General features: G+C 68.2%; 15 protein-coding genes. 10 read left to right on the plus strand and 5 right to left on the minus strand.

Going from position 1 to position 15596, the window contains the following annotated elements; translation table 11 throughout:
• Positions 1-21 precede the first annotated feature (21 nt).
• A complete protein-coding gene (gene secA, locus GGQ80_RS07055; protein ID WP_183983188.1) occupies positions 22-2766 on the plus strand; it encodes a preprotein translocase subunit SecA in 2745 nt (914 codons plus the stop codon).
• 159 nt (positions 2767-2925) lie between these two features.
• On the opposite strand, the gene astD is transcribed toward secA, so the two are convergent.
• Together astD and GGQ80_RS07065 are read right to left on the minus strand one after the other, a co-directional pair.
• Positions 2926-4338: a succinylglutamate-semialdehyde dehydrogenase gene (astD, locus tag GGQ80_RS07060; protein WP_183983189.1), complete on the minus strand. Its 1413-nt coding sequence runs from the start codon at positions 4336-4338 to the stop codon at positions 2926-2928.
• Between the two features lie 92 nt (positions 4339-4430).
• Positions 4431-5789 carry a protein adenylyltransferase SelO family protein gene (locus GGQ80_RS07065; protein WP_183983190.1) on the minus strand — a complete coding sequence of 453 codons (1359 nt, stop codon included), beginning with the start codon at positions 5787-5789 and terminating at the stop codon, positions 4431-4433.
• Positions 5790-5826: 37 nt separating this feature from the next.
• On the opposite strand from GGQ80_RS07065, the gene GGQ80_RS07070 reads away from it, so the two are divergent.
• The 5 genes from GGQ80_RS07070 (at position 5827) to GGQ80_RS07090 (ending at position 10894) form a co-directional block, all read left to right on the plus strand.
• Entirely contained in the window at positions 5827-6684 is an 858-nt protein-coding gene (locus tag GGQ80_RS07070; protein WP_183983191.1) for an alpha/beta fold hydrolase, read from the plus strand.
• Between the two features lie 9 nt (positions 6685-6693).
• Entirely contained in the window at positions 6694-7824 is a 1131-nt protein-coding gene (locus GGQ80_RS07075) for a glycosyltransferase (protein WP_183983192.1), read from the plus strand.
• 81 nt (positions 7825-7905) lie between these two features.
• Complete coding sequence (locus tag GGQ80_RS07080) at positions 7906-9309, plus strand: nitronate monooxygenase (RefSeq protein ID WP_183983193.1); 1404 nt, start codon at positions 7906-7908, stop codon at positions 9307-9309.
• Positions 9309-10751, plus strand: a complete 1443-nt coding sequence (locus tag GGQ80_RS07085; protein WP_183983194.1) for an amidohydrolase family protein — start codon at positions 9309-9311, stop codon at positions 10749-10751. The genes GGQ80_RS07080 and GGQ80_RS07085 overlap by 1 nt, the downstream gene beginning before the upstream one ends.
• On the plus strand, positions 10748-10894 hold the full coding sequence (locus GGQ80_RS07090) for a hypothetical protein (protein WP_183983195.1): 147 nt from the start codon (positions 10748-10750) through the stop codon (positions 10892-10894). Before GGQ80_RS07085 ends, GGQ80_RS07090 begins: the two co-directional genes overlap by 4 nt.
• Before the next feature lie 87 nt (positions 10895-10981).
• On the opposite strand, the gene GGQ80_RS07095 is transcribed toward GGQ80_RS07090, so the two are convergent.
• Together GGQ80_RS07095 and GGQ80_RS07100 are read right to left on the minus strand one after the other, a co-directional pair.
• Complete coding sequence (locus GGQ80_RS07095) at positions 10982-11170, minus strand: YMGG-like glycine zipper-containing protein (RefSeq protein ID WP_183983196.1); 189 nt, start codon at positions 11168-11170, stop codon at positions 10982-10984.
• Positions 11171-11236: 66 nt separating this feature from the next.
• On the minus strand, positions 11237-12235 hold the full coding sequence (locus tag GGQ80_RS07100; RefSeq protein ID WP_183983197.1) for a 2-hydroxyacid dehydrogenase: 999 nt from the start codon (positions 12233-12235) through the stop codon (positions 11237-11239).
• Positions 12236-12321: 86 nt separating this feature from the next.
• On the opposite strand from GGQ80_RS07100, the gene GGQ80_RS07105 reads away from it, so the two are divergent.
• The gene (locus GGQ80_RS07105) at positions 12322-12810 is read left to right on the plus strand and encodes an SH3 domain-containing protein (RefSeq protein WP_425506025.1); all 489 of its coding nucleotides are present in this window, start codon (positions 12322-12324) and stop codon (positions 12808-12810) included.
• Positions 12811-12929: 119 nt separating this feature from the next.
• Here GGQ80_RS07105 and GGQ80_RS07110 read toward each other — a convergent pair whose 3' ends face one another.
• Positions 12930-14117, minus strand: coding sequence for a thiolase family protein (locus tag GGQ80_RS07110; RefSeq protein WP_343050919.1), 1188 nt, complete (start codon positions 14115-14117; stop codon positions 12930-12932).
• A 92-nt stretch (positions 14118-14209) separates the two neighbouring features.
• Here GGQ80_RS07110 and GGQ80_RS07115 point away from each other — a divergent pair, with 92 nt between their 5' ends.
• The 3 genes from GGQ80_RS07115 to GGQ80_RS07125 are packed head-to-tail and all read left to right on the plus strand — an operon-like array spanning position 14210 to position 15586.
• Positions 14210-14443, plus strand: coding sequence for a hypothetical protein (locus tag GGQ80_RS07115; RefSeq protein ID WP_246346924.1), 234 nt, complete (start codon positions 14210-14212; stop codon positions 14441-14443).
• A gap of 28 nt (positions 14444-14471) precedes the next feature.
• Positions 14472-15188 carry a prepilin peptidase gene (locus GGQ80_RS07120; protein WP_246346925.1) on the plus strand — a complete coding sequence of 239 codons (717 nt, stop codon included), beginning with the start codon at positions 14472-14474 and terminating at the stop codon, positions 15186-15188.
• Positions 15185-15586 (plus strand): hypothetical protein, encoded by a 402-nt coding sequence (locus GGQ80_RS07125; RefSeq protein ID WP_183983202.1) that lies wholly within the window; start codon positions 15185-15187, stop codon positions 15584-15586. Before GGQ80_RS07120 ends, GGQ80_RS07125 begins: the two co-directional genes overlap by 4 nt.
• Positions 15587-15596: the final 10 nt, after the last annotated feature.

Here is a 15596-nt window from a genome sequence, read left to right on the forward strand (position 1 = left end):
GCTATCCTTAGGAATCTGCCCATGTTCGGCGGCCTTGCCAAATCCATCTTCGGTTCGTCCAACGACCGCTACGTGAAGTCGCTCAATCCCGTGCTCGCCAAGATCGCGGGCTTCGAGCCGTCGCTGCAGGCGATGAGCGACGAGGAGCTGGCGGGCCAGACCGTCAAGTTCCGCGCCCGTCTGGACCAAGGCGAAAAGCTCGATGCGCTGCTGCCCGAGGCCTATGCCACGGTGCGCGAGGCGGCGCGCCGGGTGCTGGGTCAGCGCCATTATGACGTGCAGATGATCGGCGGCATCGTCCTCCACCGCGGCGAGATCGCCGAGATGCGGACGGGCGAGGGCAAGACGCTGGTCGCGACACTGGCGACCTATCTCAACGCGCTGCCGGGCGAGGGCGTCCACGTCATCACCGTCAACGATTATCTGGCGGCCCGCGATGCCGACTGGATGGGCCAGGTCTATCGCTTCCTGGGGATGACCGTGGGCGTCATCATCCCCAACCTGACCGACGAGCAGCGCCGCGCGGCGTATAACGCCGACATCACCTATGGCACGAACAACGAGTTCGGCTTCGACTATCTGCGCGACAACATGAAGTACGAGCGCACGCAGATGGTGCAGCGCCCGTTCGCGATGGCGATCGTCGACGAGGTCGATTCGGTGCTGATCGACGAGGCGCGCACGCCGCTCATCATCAGCGGCCCGACCGACGACAAGTCCGAGCTGTACATGCGCGTCGACGCGATCGTGAAGCAGCTGGTCGACAAGGATTACGAGCTCGACGAAAAGCAGAAGTCGATCACCCTGACCGAGGACGGTACCGAGCGCGCCGAGCGACTGCTCGAGGCGGCGGGCATCCTGGAGGGCGCGAACCTCTACGACTTCGAGAATACCCAGGTGGTCCACCACCTGAACCAGTCGCTGCGCGCCAACAAGATGTTCAAGCGCGACACCGATTACATCGTCAAGGATGGCAAGGTCATCATCATCGACGAGTTCACCGGCCGCATGATGGACGGCCGGCGCTGGTCCGACGGCCTGCACCAGGCGGTCGAGGCCAAGGAGGGCGTCGAGATCGAGCCCGAGAACCAGACGATGGCGTCGATCACCTTCCAGAATTATTTCCGCATGTATCCGAAGCTGGCTGGCATGACCGGTACGGCGGCGACCGAGGCGGCGGAATTCTACGACATCTACAAGATGAACGTCGTCACCATCCCGACCAACGTGCCGGTGCAGCGCATCGACGAGGAAGACGAGTTCTATAAGGATACCCAGGACAAGTTCCGCGCGATCGCCAAGAAGATCGGCGAGCATGCCGCGAAGGGACAGCCGGTGCTGGTCGGCACGGTCTCGATCGAGAAGTCCGAGCTGCTGAGCGAGTTCCTCAACCAGGAGGGCGTCGAGCATAAGGTGCTGAACGCGCGCTATCACGAGATGGAGGCGCACATCGTCGCGCAGGCCGGCCGCAAGTCGGCGGTGACGATCGCGACCAACATGGCGGGCCGCGGCACCGACATTCAGCTGGGCGGCAACCTGGAGTTCCGCATGCTCGACGAGCATCCCGAGCTGGTGGCCGGCACCCCCGAATACGACGCGGCAGCGGAGCGGATCCGCGCCGAGATCATCCAGGAGAAGAAGGACGTGCTCGCGTCGGGCGGGCTGTTCGTGCTCGGCACCGAGCGGCACGAGAGCCGGCGCATCGACAATCAGCTGCGCGGGCGTTCGGGTCGCCAGGGCGATCCCGGCTTGTCGCGCTTCTATCTTAGCCTCGACGACGATCTGCTGCGCATCTTCGGCCCCGACACGCTGTTCGCGAAAATGATGCGCAACAACATCGAGGACGGCGAGGCAATCGGTTCCAAGTGGCTGTCGAAGGCGATCGAGACCGCGCAGAAGAAGGTCGAGGCGCGCAACTATGACATTCGCAAGCAGGTCGTCGAATATGACGACGTGATGAACGACCAGCGTAAGGTGATCTACGAACAGCGCGCCGATATCATGGATGCCGAAACGGTGGGCGACGTCGTCACCGACATGCGTGCCGAGACGGTCAACGCGATCGTCGGCGAGGCGTGCCCGGTCGGCAGCTATCCCGAGCAGTGGGACGTCGAGGGGATGAAGACGCAGCTCGTCGAGGTGCTGAACCTCGACATGCCGGTCGACGCCTGGCTGGAGGAAGAGGCGATCGATCCCGAGATCGTCGAGGAGCGCGTGCGCGAGGCGGCCGATGCCGCGATCGCGACCAAGGCGGCGGACTTGGAGCCCGAAACCTGGACCCAGGTCGAGAAGTCGATCCTGCTCCAGAATTTGGACCACCACTGGAAGGAGCATCTGGCGACGCTCGACGCACTGCGCCAGGTCGTCCATCTGCGCGCCTACGCCCAGAAGACGCCGATCAACGAGTATAAGCAGGAAGCGTTCATGCTGTTCCAGCGGATGCTCGACAACATCCGCACCGACGTGACGCGGACGCTGGCCTATGCGCAATTCCAGATGCAGCCGTCGGTCGACCTGCCGCAGCTGCCCGACTTCATCACGACGCACTTCGATCCGTTCACGGGCGAGGACAACAGCAACGACATCGACGCCGGCACGCTGGGGCTGGTGCAGAGCCAGCTGCCGCCGCTCCAGATCGCGCGGCCTGAGCCGACCGATCTCGGCGACAATCCCGAGCATTGGGAAGGGCGGGTCAACCGCAACAGCCCGTGCCCGTGCGGATCGGGGCTGAAGTACAAGCATTGCCACGGGTCGGTGACGGCGTAAGCGATTGGGGAGGGGGCGTGCGTCCTCTCCGTCGTCATCCCCGCGAAGGCGGGGATCCAGACTGGCTGCGCTTGGTGAGACTCACGGCGACCAGTGATGATGGGGCCCCGCCTGCACGGGGATGACGACGTGTAGGGGCATCCCCCGAGGTGACGGGAATCAGTCGTCCTTCAGGCCGATGCCGATCGATGCCCTTGCCGACTCGGCCTCGCTCGAGACGACGGGGTAGGCGCAATAGTCGGCGGCGTAATAGGCGCTGGGCCGGTGGTTGCCCGACCAGCCGATGCCACCGAACGGGGCTGATGACGACGCGCCGTTGGTCGGGCGGTTCCAGTTGACGATGCCGGCACGCGCGCCCGCCCAGAAGCGGTCGTAGAGCGATGGCGTCTGGCTGATGAGCGAGGCCGACAGGCCGTAGCGGGTGGCGTTCGCCTCGGCGATGGCGGTATCGAAGTCGTCGGTGCGGACGATCTGGAGGATCGGGCCGAACAGCTCCATGTCGGGCCGCTCGCTGGCGTCGGTCATGTCGATCAGCGCCGGCAGCAGGAACGGGCGATCGTCGGCGGGACGCTCGAGATGGCGGATCGGGCGGCCGCCCTTCATCATCAGCGCCAGAAAGCTTTCGGTCAGCTGGTCGGCGGTCTGGTTGTCGATCACCGGCCCCATGAAGGGCGCCGGATCGTCGTGCGGCGCGCCGACGATCAGCCGGCCGACGAGCTTGTTGATCGCATCGACCAGCGGCTCCGCGAGCCTGTCGTCGACGATCAGCCGGCGCGCGGCGGTGCAGCGCTGGCCGGCGGTGGTGAAGGCCGACTGGACGACGAGCACCGCGGCGCTGTGGATGTCGGGCGTGTCCCAGACGATGATCGGGTTGTTGCCGCCCATCTCCAGCGCCAGGATCTTTTCAGGCTTGGCAGCGAAAGCGCGATTGAGTGCGATGCCGGTGCGTGCCGATCCGGTGAACAGCAGGCCGTCGATCCCGGCATGGTCGGCGAGCGCGCGGCCCTGGTCGGGGCCGCCGAGGAGCAGGCGGATGCAGCCCTCGGGAACGCCGGCGTCGCGATAGCATTGGACGAGGAACTCGCCGACCGCAGGAGTCTTTTCCGACGGCTTGAAGATCACCGCATTGCCCGCCAGCAGCGCGGGGACGATGTGGCCGTTGGGCAGGTGAGCGGGGAAGTTATAGGGGCCGAGGACCGCGAGGACGCCGTGCGGCTTGTGGCGCACCGCGACGCGGCTGCCCATCGGCGCGTCGAGCCGGCGCTGGGCGGTCCGTTCGGCATAAGCGCTGACCGAGATGTCGACCTTAGCGATGACGGTATCGACCTCGGTACGCGCTTCCCACAGGGGCTTGCCGGTTTCGCGTGCGATCAGGTCGGCGAACGCCTCGTAGCGCTGGCGCACGGTGTTGGCGAAGCGGCGCAGCGTCTCGATGCGGACGGTGAGCGGCTGCGCGGCCCAGGGCGCCCAGGCGGCCCGGGCCGCCGCAACTTCGGCTTCGGCGTCCCCCGACGTGCCACGCCACAGGAGGTCGCCGGTGGCGGGTTCGAAGGAAAGAAGATCGTCGGCCATAGCCGCGCTTTTAGCGGGAGTTGTGGCGGTGTCACGTCACCGCGGAGAGGTTGCCACACCCTCACCCTTCTCCTCGCTTCCGATGTAGGGGCTCAGGCAAGCGCCTCTCCCATCGTTCGGATCGCGTCGATCTTGGCGTGCAGCGGTGCCCAGTCGTCGCGCTCGTCGATCGCGCTCCACAGCGTTTCGACCTCGTCGATCAGCATCGAGCAGGGTTCGCCCTGCCAGTAGGAGTGGTCGCGGGCCTTGCGCGGTGCGTAGGCGTCGAGGGCAGCGCGGGCGTCGTTCCAGTCGCTACCATATCGATCGGGCAGGGGTTGCGCGAAGGCGTCGAAGAAGAAGCGGTCGAGCGGCGCCTCGGTCGCGCGAAGGGCGCGCTCGACGGTCTGGACGAGCGCGCGGTCGGTGACGGGATCCTGCGGCTGGCGGCCGAGGCGCCAGAGGAGCGCGCTCGCCACGGCGGGCTGATAGAGGCCGGCGAAGCGCTCGAGCGCGGCGATCAGCGGGTCGCTCTCGGCGATAAGGCGGAGGCTGGAGGCGAGTTGCATCACGTCCCAGTGGATCGCCTCGGGCTGGCGACCGAAGGCGTAGAGGCCGGCATGGTCGAAATAGGCGGCGGTGAAACCTGGGTCCCAGGTCGGGGCGAAGCGCCAGGGGCCGTAGTCGAAGCTTTCGCCGGTGACGTTGATATTGTCCGAATTGAGCACGCCATGGACGAAGCCTGCCGCCATGTAGCGCGCGGCAAGCGTGGCGGTACGCTCGACGATCAGGTTCAGCAGGCGGAGTGGATCGTCGCCATTCTCGCCATAGAGGTGGCGCAGGACATAGCCGACCAGGCGACGCATATTCTCCGCGTCACGCTCATAGGCGAGGCGCTGGAAGGTGCCGATGCGGATATGGCCGTGGCTGAGGCGGACCAGCACCGCCGAGCGCGTCGGCGAAGGTTCGTCGTTGCGATCCAGCTCCTCGCCGGTCTCGATCAGCGACAGGGTGCGGCTGGTGGGGACGTTCAGCGCCTCGAGCATCTCGGTCGCCAGGATCTCGCGCATGCCGCCCTTCAAGGTCAGGCGCCCGTCGCCGAAGCGGCTAAAGGGCGTCTGGCCGGACCCCTTGGTGCCGAGGTCCATCAGCCGGCCAGCATCGTCGTGCATCTGCGCGAAGGTGAATCCCCGGCCATCGCCGATGTCGGGATTGTACACGCGGAACTGGTGGCCGTGGTAGCGGAGCGCGAGCGGGCCGGGCAGCGTGCCGGGCAGAGGCGCGAAGCGGCCAAAATGCGCGATCCATTCGACGTCGTCGAGCGTGTCCAGCCCGATCGATGCGGCAGCGCGATCGTTGCGGAAGCGCAGGATTTGCTGCGGAAAGTTGGCGGCGGACACCGCGTCCGAGAAGGCGGGGCCGAGATCGGCGAGCGCGGTCGCGGGGCGGTATGCTTGCGGGGCGGGGGGCATGTGTGGATATGGAGGCCGCCAACCCAAGGACGCAACCATGCCAGCCTATGAAAATCGGTACTGGACGTCGGCCGACGGGCTGAAGCTGCATTATCGCTATTATTCCGGCGACATGATGAAGGCGCCGCTGCTGTGCCTGCCCGGACTGACGCGCAACGCCCGCGACTATGACGCCCTGGCGGCGCGGCTGGCGGGGTCGCGGCAAATCCTGGCGGTGAACCTGCGCGGGCGCGGCGGCAGCGAATATGCGCGCGATCCGATGACCTATGTCCCGGCGACCTATGTCGAGGATGTCCAGCGACTGATCGCCGAACTCGAACTGACGCGGGCGATCGCGGTCGGCACCTCGCTGGGCGGGATCGTCACGATGCTGCTGAAAGCGGCAGGCGCGCCGATCGTGGGGGCGATCATCAACGACGTGGGGCCGGACATCGACCCGCGCGGGCTTTCCCGGATCAGGAGCTACGTCGGGCGCGGCAGCGCCTTTCCGACATGGATGCATGCCGCGCGCGCGGTGCAGGACACCAACGCCGACGTCTATCCCGATTGGGGGATCGAGGAATGGCTGGCGATGGCCAAGCGGCTGTACCGGCTGACGAGCTCGGGGCGGATCGTGCTCGATTACGACCTGAAGATCGCCGAGCCGTTCCGCGTGCCGGGCGGCGAGGCGGGGCCGGACATGTGGGCCGCGCTGACGAGCCTCAGCGACGTGCCGGTGCTCGTCGTGCGCGGCGGCCGGTCCGACGTGTTGTCGTCCGAGACGGCGGAGCGGATGCTGGCAGCGCTGGGTCAGGGCGAACTGGTGACGGTGCCCGGCGTCGGCCACACGCCGACGCTGGTCGAGCCGATGCTGCAGGCGTCCGTCGACCGGTTGCTGGCGCGGGCCGACGGCTGAGGGCGGACCGTGCCGGTCAATATCCTTCATCTCCACGGCAGCTTCGATCATGGCGGCAAGGAAGCGCGTGTGATCCGGCTGATGCAGGCGTTCGGCGATGCTGCTCGGCACACGATCGTGTCGGCCGATCCCGACCGGATGGGCGCGCGGGCCGCGATCCCCAGGGGCGTCCGCTACGAGATCGCCCAGGATCCGCCGCCGCTGGCAGGCGCGGCATCGGTCGCGCGGTTCGAGGCGATCGCGCGATACATGCGCCGGTTCGACCTGGTGCTGACCTATGACTGGGGCGCGATCGACGGGGTGATGGCGCGCCGCGCCTTCGCCAAGGGCGCGCCGCCGCTGGTGCATCACGAGGACGGCTTTACCGAGGACGAGGCGAGTGGGCTGAAGGCGCAGCGCAACATCTATCGCCGGATCGCGCTGCCGGCTGCATCGGCACTGGTGGTGCCGAGCGAGGTACTGGCCTGGATCGCCGCCAACCGATGGAAGCAGCCGGCATCGCGCGTGCGCCGGATCGCCAACGGCATTGCGACGTCGCTGTACGAGGGACGCGCCGATCCCAAGGCGATACCGGGGCTGGTGCGCGGGCCGAAGGAGGTCGTCGTCGGCACCGTCGGCGGGCTGACGCGGGTCAAGGACGTGCCTGCGCTGGTGCGGGCGGTCGGCGGGCTGTCGGGTCGGATCAGGATGGTCGTCGTCGGCGACGGGCCGGAGCGCGGGGCGATCGAGCAACAAGCGCGGGCGATGGGGATCGGCGACAAGCTGGTGATGCCGGGGTTCGTCGATCGACCCTATCGCTTCCTGGGGTCGTTCGACATCTTCGCGCTGTCGTCGCTGAGCGAACAGCAACCGACCGCGGTGATGGAGGCGATGGCGGCGGGGCTGCCGATCGCGGCGGCGCCGGTCGGCGACGTGCCCCGGATGGTGGCGGCGGAGAATGCGCCGTTCATCACCGAATACCCGGGCGAGGTGCGCTTGCGCGATGCGCTGCAGCCCCTGGTCCTCGACGCCGATCTGCGCCGTAGCGTCGGCGCGGCCAACCGCGTCAAGGCCGTCCACGACTTCGACGAGGCGGCGATGATCGCGGCCTATCGGGCGCTGTACGAAGAGGTGTTGGGGCGCCCCGGCGCGCTGGGCTGACACAATGTCGTCAAATTGCGTGCGTCCGCTGCCACAATCGCTATACGGGGGCCGTCAATCTTTCATCGATGGTGCGCGCGCGTGTTCAAGGGCCTGAGTCCGATAGTCTACAATGGCCGAGAGGTCTGGCCGCTCGTCGAGGGTGGCAAGGGCGTCGCCGCGACCAACCATGCCTCCGCGGGCGCCTGGGCCGCGGCGGGCGGCATCGGCACGGTGTCGGCGGTCAACGCCGACAGCTATGATCCCGACGGCAAGATCATTCCGCAGATCTATCGCGCGCTGACGCGGCGCGAGCGGCACGAGGAACTGGTCGAATATGCCATCGAGGGCGCCGTCCAGCAGGTGAAGCGAGCGTTCGACATCGCGGGCGGCAAGGGCGCGATCAACATCAATGTGTTGTGGGAAATGGGCGGTGCGCCGCGCATCCTCCATGGCGTGCTGGAGCGGACGCGCGGGCTGGTGGCGGGCGTCACCTGCGGCGCGGGCATGCCGTACAAGCTGAGCGAGATCGCGGCGTCGTACAACGTCCACTATCTGCCGATCGTCAGCTCGGGCCGCGCCTTCCGCGCGCTTTGGAAGCGCGCCTATTCGAAGGCGTCGGAGTGGCTGGCGGCGGTGGTCTATGAGGACCCCTGGCTCGCGGGCGGGCACAACGGCCTGTCGAACGCCGAAGACCCGCTGAAGCCCGAGGATCCCTTCCCCCGCGTCAAGGCGCTGCGCGACACGATGCGCGAGGGTGGCATCCCCGATTCGACGCCGATCGTGATGGCGGGCGGCGTCTGGTACTTGCGCGATTGGAACGACTGGATCGACAATCCCGAGCTGGGCGCGATCGCGTTCCAGTACGGTACCCGGCCGCTGCTGACCCATGAAAGCCCGATCCCCGAGGAGTGGAAGCAGAAGCTGATGCATATCGAGGAGGGCGACGTCCTGCTCCATCGCTTCAGTCCGACGGGCTTCTATTCGTCGGCGGTCCGCAATCCCTTCCTACGTGCGCTGGAGGCGCGGTCGGAGCGGCAGATCGCGTTTTCGACGCAGGAAGCGGGCGACCATGTCTTCCAGCTCGACGTCGGCGTGAAGGGCAAGAACTTCTGGGTCACCCAGGGCGACCTGCTCCGCGCGCGCGAGTGGTTCGGCCACGGCTTCACCATGGCGCTGAAGACGCCCGACAACACGCTGGTGTTCGTCAGCCCCGAAGAGGCGAAGGAAATTCGCAAGGATCAGGCCGATTGCATGGGCTGCCTGTCGCAGTGCCTGTTCTCGAGCTGGGCGGATAGCGAGACAAACTCGACCGGGCGCCTCGCCGATCCGCGCAGCTTCTGCATCCAGAAGACGCTGCAGGAGATCGCGCACGGTGGCGATACCGAGCAGAACCTGATGTTCGCCGGACATGCCGCGTACAACTTCAAGCGCGATCCCTTCTATTCCAACGGCTTCGTCCCGACGGTGAAGCAGCTGGTCGATCGCATTCTGACCGGCGATTGATGCGGCGGCTGGTTCCCGCGCTCGCGGCGTCGGCGCTGCTCGGTGCGGCGCCGGTTGCTGGGCGAGAACGCGCGGACCTGTTGATCCGCCATGTAGCGGTGGTCGATGTCGAGCATGGCCGCACGCTGCCCGATCAGGCGGTGGCGGTGCGCGGCGATACCATCGTCGCGTCGGGCCGGGATAGCGATGTCGCAGGACGCTGGCAGGGCGCACGATGGGTCGAGGGACGCGGGCGCTTCCTGATCCCCGGGCTGTGGGACATGCACGTCCATTTCGGTGGCGGGCCGGCGCTGGTGGCCGAGAACGAGGCGCTGCTGCCGCTCTACATCGCCAATGGCGTGACGACGGTACGCGATTGTGCGGGCGACCTGCCAAATCAGGTTCTAGCGTGGCGCGAGGCGGTGCGGCGCGGCACGCTGACGGGGCCGACCATCTATACGTCCGGCCCCAAGATCGAGGGGCTGAAGCCGATCTGGAAGGGCACGCTGGAGACGGGCAGCGAGGCCGACGTCGATGCGGCGGTGTCGAAGCTGAAGGCGCTCGACGTCGACTTCGTCAAGATCACCGACAGCACGCTCGACCCGAAGCTGTTCCTCTATGCGGTTGGCGCGGCGCGGCGCGCGGGGCTGCCTGTATCGGGGCATATCCCGATGGCCGACACGATCGAGCAGGCGCTCGATGCGGGGATCAGCTCGATCGAGCACCTCGACTATGCGTTCAAGCCCGGCGCGCCCGACGAGGCGGCGATTGCGGCGGACTTTGCGGCGGGACGGATCACGCGGGCGGAGGCGGATCGACGCATCGACGAGGGCTTCGACCCTGCCGTCGCGGCGAAGGCCTGGCGGACAATGGCGGCGAAGGGCGTCGCGGTGACGCCGACGCTGCTCGTCAGTCGGACGATCGCCTATCTCGACCGCGACGATCATTCGCGCGACGCTTATCTCGCCTATATCGGGCCCGGCCTGCGTCAGACCTATCAGTGGCGCGTCGATCGCGCCGCCAAGGCGACGCCGGCGGAGATCGCCCGGCGCCATGCGCATGTCGAGAAGATGGCGGCGATCCTGCCGGGGCTGCGCCGGGCCGGCGTGACGATCATGGCGGGGACCGATGCGGGGTTCCTCAACAGCTTCGACTATCCGGGGCAGGCGCTGCACGACGAGCTGGCGCTGTATGTGCGCTACGGCCTGACGCCCGCCGAGGCGCTGGCGTCGGCGACGCGGGCGGGGCCGGGGTGGTTCGGCAAGCTCGACCGCTATGGCGCCGTGGCACGAGGCAAGGCGGCGGACCTGGTGCTGCTCAAGGCCGATCCGTTGAAAGACATTAGCGCAACGCGGGGCGTTGACGCGGTGGTGCTTCGTGGCAAGCTGTACGACCGAAAGGCGCTCGACGCGCTGCTGGCGGCAACGCGGGCGAAGGTCGCCGCCTGGAATCGCGCGCGGTGAGCGGCCGGCAGAGCGACGATGCGACGTCGCGGCAGGCGCTGCTGGCGATCATGGCGCAGGCGAAGGTCGATCGCGCCAATGCCGATGCGCATGCGCTGCGGGGCAAGGTCTGTCCGATCCAGCGGCCGGGGCTGAAGCGGTAGGCGCGTCATCGCGAGCGTAGCGACGTAATCCACTGCGGCGAGCGCAGGATTGGATTGCCGCGTCGCTGCGCCCCTCGCAATGATCGATCAGTCCACGACCGTGCCGACGACGGCACCGGCGGCGCCGCCCACGGCCGCGCCCTTTTCGACCTTGCCGCCGGTCACCGCGGCGGTGCCTGCGCCAGCGGCGGCGCCGATGCCGGCGCCCTTCAGCGTCGAACAGGCCGCCATCGGCAGCGAGGCGGCGACGAGAGCGAGGAGGGCGACTTTCTTCACGGCTATTCTCCGAGGGTTACGAGGATGCGGTGAGAAAGGCCGACGGGCGGGTCGGTTCCCGCGGGGCTATGCCCAGCCTTCGAGGACCTGATCGGGCGGACGGTGGCCGTCGGCCCACATGCGGATGTTCTGGATCACCTTCTCGCCGGTCGCGATGCGGCCTTCGAAGGTCGCCGAGCCCATGTGCGGGGTCATGACGACGTTGGGAAGGGCGAGTAGGCGTGGGTCGATGCGCGGTTCGTGTTCCCAGACGTCGAGGCCAGCGCCGGCAAGACGGCCCGCCTCCAGCGCCTCGACCAGCGCCTCCTCGTCGACGATGCCGCCGCGGCTGGCGTTGATGAGGAAGACATGGGGCCGCATCAGCGCGATACGGTCGCGGTCGATCAGGTCGCGGCTGTCGGCGTTGAGCGGGGTGTGGATGGTGACGATGTCGACGCGGGCGAGAAGCGCGTCGAGATGGGGGTGCCATTCGGCGCCCAGTTCCGCCTCCAGCACCTTGGGCAGGCGGTGGCGGTTGTGATAATGGATCGACAGGCCGAAGGCGCGGGCGCGGCGGGCGACCGCCTGGCCGATGCGGCCCATGCCGACGATGCCGAGCGCCTTGCCGCCGATACGGTGGCCGAGCATGCCGCCGGGGCTCCAGCCCTTCCACGTTCCCGAACGGACGAGCTTCTCGCCCTCCGCCAGCCGACGCGGGACCGACAGGATCAGCGCCATCGTCATGTCGGCGGTATCCTCGGTCAGGACGCCCGGCGTATTGGTGACGATGATGCCGCGGGCGCGGGCGGCCTTGAGGTCGATGTGGTTCACGCCGGCGCCGTAGTTGGCGATCAGCTTCAGCCGGTGGCCGGCATTGCCTATCAGATCGGCATCGATGTCGTCGGTGACGGTGGGGACGAGGACGTCGCACGACGCCATCGCCGCGGCGAGCTGGTCGCGCGTCATCTTCACGTCGCCGCGGTTGTTCTGCGTGTCGAACAACGCCTCGAGCCGCTCCATCACCGTGTCGGTCAGCTCGCGCGTCACGATGACGCGGGGATGGGGGCAGCGGCGCGTGTCGGTCATGGCGAAGCGGGTGTGGCGACCCGGCGATGACGCGTCAACGGGAGTTGAAGCGGTGGCGGTCGGCGGCATAGAGACGGGGCATGACCATGAGCCGCCTCGCCATTCTTTCCGCCCTCGTCGCGACGATCGGGCTCGATACCGCGGCCGGCGCCGCCGAGGCCAAGCGCGAGCCGCCTTATTACGCCTCGATCGCGCCGGGCCGGGCACGGACCCGGACCGGGCCGGCGCGCGCCTACCCCGCCAGCTGGCTGTACCAGCGCGCCGACCTGCCGGTGAAGGTGGTCGCGGTGTACAAGGAATGGCGGCGGATCGAGGACCCTGACGGCGCGCAGGGTTGGATGCTGGGCAATATGGTCAGCAGCACGCGGACCGCGATCGTGCGCGGCAGCGAGCCGGTCGAGATGCGCGATGCGCCGGGCGGTTCGGGCAAGCTGCTGTGGCGCGCGGCGCCGGGCGTCGTCGGTCGGATCAGCCGGTGCGAAGCGGGCTGGTGCCGGTTCGACGTGAAGGGGCAGGCGGGCTTCGTGGCGGTCGAGGGATTGTGGGGCGTGGAGCCGGGGGAGCGGGTGCCGTGAGGCGATTGCCCCTCCCTTGAAGGGAGGGGTTGGGGTGAGTTGTTTCCCAGGGCGACAGGCTCTGCGAGGCTCCGGACCCACCCCCCGACCCCTCCCTTCCAGGGAGGGGAGAAGGAACGTCAGTCCACCAGCTCCAGCGCCACCGCGGTGGCTTCGCCGCCGCCGATGCAGAGGCTGGCGACGCCCTTCTTCAGGCCGCGGTTCTGGAGAGCGGCGATCAGGGTCGCCATGATGCGCGCGCCGCTGGCACCGATCGGATGGCCGAGCGCAGTGGCACCGCCGTTGACGTTGACCTTGGCGTGATCGATGCCGAGGTCGCGCATCGCGATCATCGAGACGCAGGCGAACGCCTCGTTGATCTCGAACAGGTCGACGTCGGCTACCGACCAGCCGGCCTTGTCGAGCACCTTCTTCACCGCATCGACCGGCGCGGTCGTGAAGCGGGCGGGCTCATGCGCATGGGCGGCGGTGGCGACGATGCGGGCGACGGGGGTCAGTCCCTTGTCCGCGGCGACGCTCTCGCGCGTCATCACCAGCGCGGCGGCGCCGTCGCTGATCGACGAGGCGTTGGCGGCGGTGATCGTGCCGTCCTTGGCGAAGGCGGGCTTGAGCGTCGGAATCTTGGCGGGATCGCCCTTCGCGGGCTGCTCGTCCTTGTCGATCGTCTCGGTGCCCTTGCGGGTCTTCACCTCGACGGCGACGATCTCGCGGTCGAACCCGCCCGAGGTCTGCGCCGCTTGGGCGCGGGTCAGCGAGGCGACGGCATAGTCGTCCTGCGCGGCGCGGGTGAACTGGTATTCCTGGGCGGTATCCTCGGCGAACACGCCCATTGCCTTGCCGGGCTCGTACGCGTCCTCGAGCCCGTCGAGGAACATCGAGTCCATGATCCGGTCATGGCCGATCCGCGCGCCGCCGCGATGCTTGGCGAGCAGGTACGGCGCGTTGGTCATGCTCTCCATGCCGCCCGCGACCAGCATGTCGACCGAACCGGCCGCCAGCGCCTCGGCGCCCATGATCGCGGCCTGCATGCCCGATCCGCACATCTTGTTGACGGTGGTCGCCTCGACCGAGCGCGGCAGGCCCGCCTTCAGCGCCGCCTGGCGCGCCGGTGCCTGGCCGAGGCCGGCGGGCAGCACGCAGCCCATGTAGATACGCTCGACATCGTCGCCGGCAACGCCGGCACGCTCGACCGCCGCCTTGACCGCAGTGGCGCCGAGGTCAGTCGCCGATACGCCGGCGAGGCTGCCCTGGAACGAGCCCATCGGGGTGCGGGCGTAGGAGAGGATGACGACGGGATCGGTGGCCACGAATTTATCTCCGGCGAAGGGGATGAAGTTGAGCGATGATGTAGGGGCGGCGGCGCTGCCCCGGTAGGTCATGGGGAATGGATACACTCACCATGACGATCAAGTGGTATGCCGCGCTGTCAGGTATTATCGCTGCCTTTATGGTCAGTCTCGACATCGGTCGCCGGGTGACGGGGTGGGGATTCGTGATCTTCTTGACCTCGTCCATCGCCTGGATTTCCGGCGCGGTGCTGGCCAAGGATCCCGCACTCGGCACGCAGAATGCGGTGCTGTTCGCGGTCAACGGTTTCGGGGTGTATCGTTATCTGGTTCGCAAGACCGCTTGAGGCGCTGGGCTGGCCGATCGGGCTTGGGATGCTCGGCGCGATCGTCGGGAGTTTCCTGGCGACGCTGGTCGTGCGCTGGCCGGCGGGGCGCGGGCTTGGCGGGCGCTCGGCGTGCGACGGCTGCGGGCGGACGCTGACCGCGATCGAGCTGGTGCCGCTGGTGAGTGCGGCGGTCCAGCGGTGGCGATGCCGGAGCTGCGGCGCGGCGATCGATCCTAGGCATGGGCTGATCGAGGCAGGGTGCGCGCTGATCGGCGTGACCGCCGGCGTCGCGGTGGCGGGGCCGGAGGCTATGGCGGGCGCGATGTTCGGCTGGCTGTTGCTGACGCTGGCCGCGCTCGACGTCGCGGTGCTGTGGCTGCCAGATCGGCTGACGGGCACGCTGGCGGTGGCGGGACTGGCGACGGGGGCGCTGGGCGTGTGGCCGCCGATCGAGGACCGGCTGATCGGCGGCGTGGCGGGATTCGGCGTGCTTTGGCTGATCGCCGCCGCTTACCGCCGGATACGAGGACGCACGGGGATGGGCGGCGGCGATCCCAAGCTATTGGGCGCGATCGGGCTGTGGCTGGGGTGGCGGATGCTGCCGGCGGTGTTGTTGCTGGCGAGCCTGATCGGCGTCGGGCTGGTGCTGGCGGCGCGGATGAGCGGGCGCACCGTGAGCCGCGAGACGGCGATGCCGTTCGGGGCGCTGATGGCGGTGGCGGCTTACCCGGCGTGGCTGGTGATGATAGGAGCGGTGGGATGATGACGCTCGCGTTCCTGTTGCTCCAGGCGGCGACCCAGCCGCTAGGGCCGATCGGCAGGCAGGCGCTGCCGGCCAAGGGTTGCGCCGCCTATCTCTGGAGCACGGGCGATCGGCAGCTGGTGGCATTGGCGGGCGCCGATCCGGCGCAGCTGCGGCTTTCGATCGACGGCAAGACGATCGATCTGGCGCGCGCGAGCCAGGAGGGCGATGCGACGCTGGGCCTGCCGTCGCGGCAGCAGTTCCGCCGCGACGCGATCACCGCGACGCTCGATCTGACGGTCGAGGTCACGCCCAATCTGCAACGCGGCGCGCGCGTACCAGAGGGGCTGCTGACGATCGAGCGGCCCGGTCAGGACGTGGCGCTGGTGCCGGTGGCGGGGCTGGTCGGCTGCGCCTGACAGAGCCTGT

The organism is Sphingomonas jinjuensis, from assembly GCF_014197105.1.
Lineage (GTDB): Bacteria > Pseudomonadota > Alphaproteobacteria > Sphingomonadales > Sphingomonadaceae > Sphingomonas > Sphingomonas jinjuensis.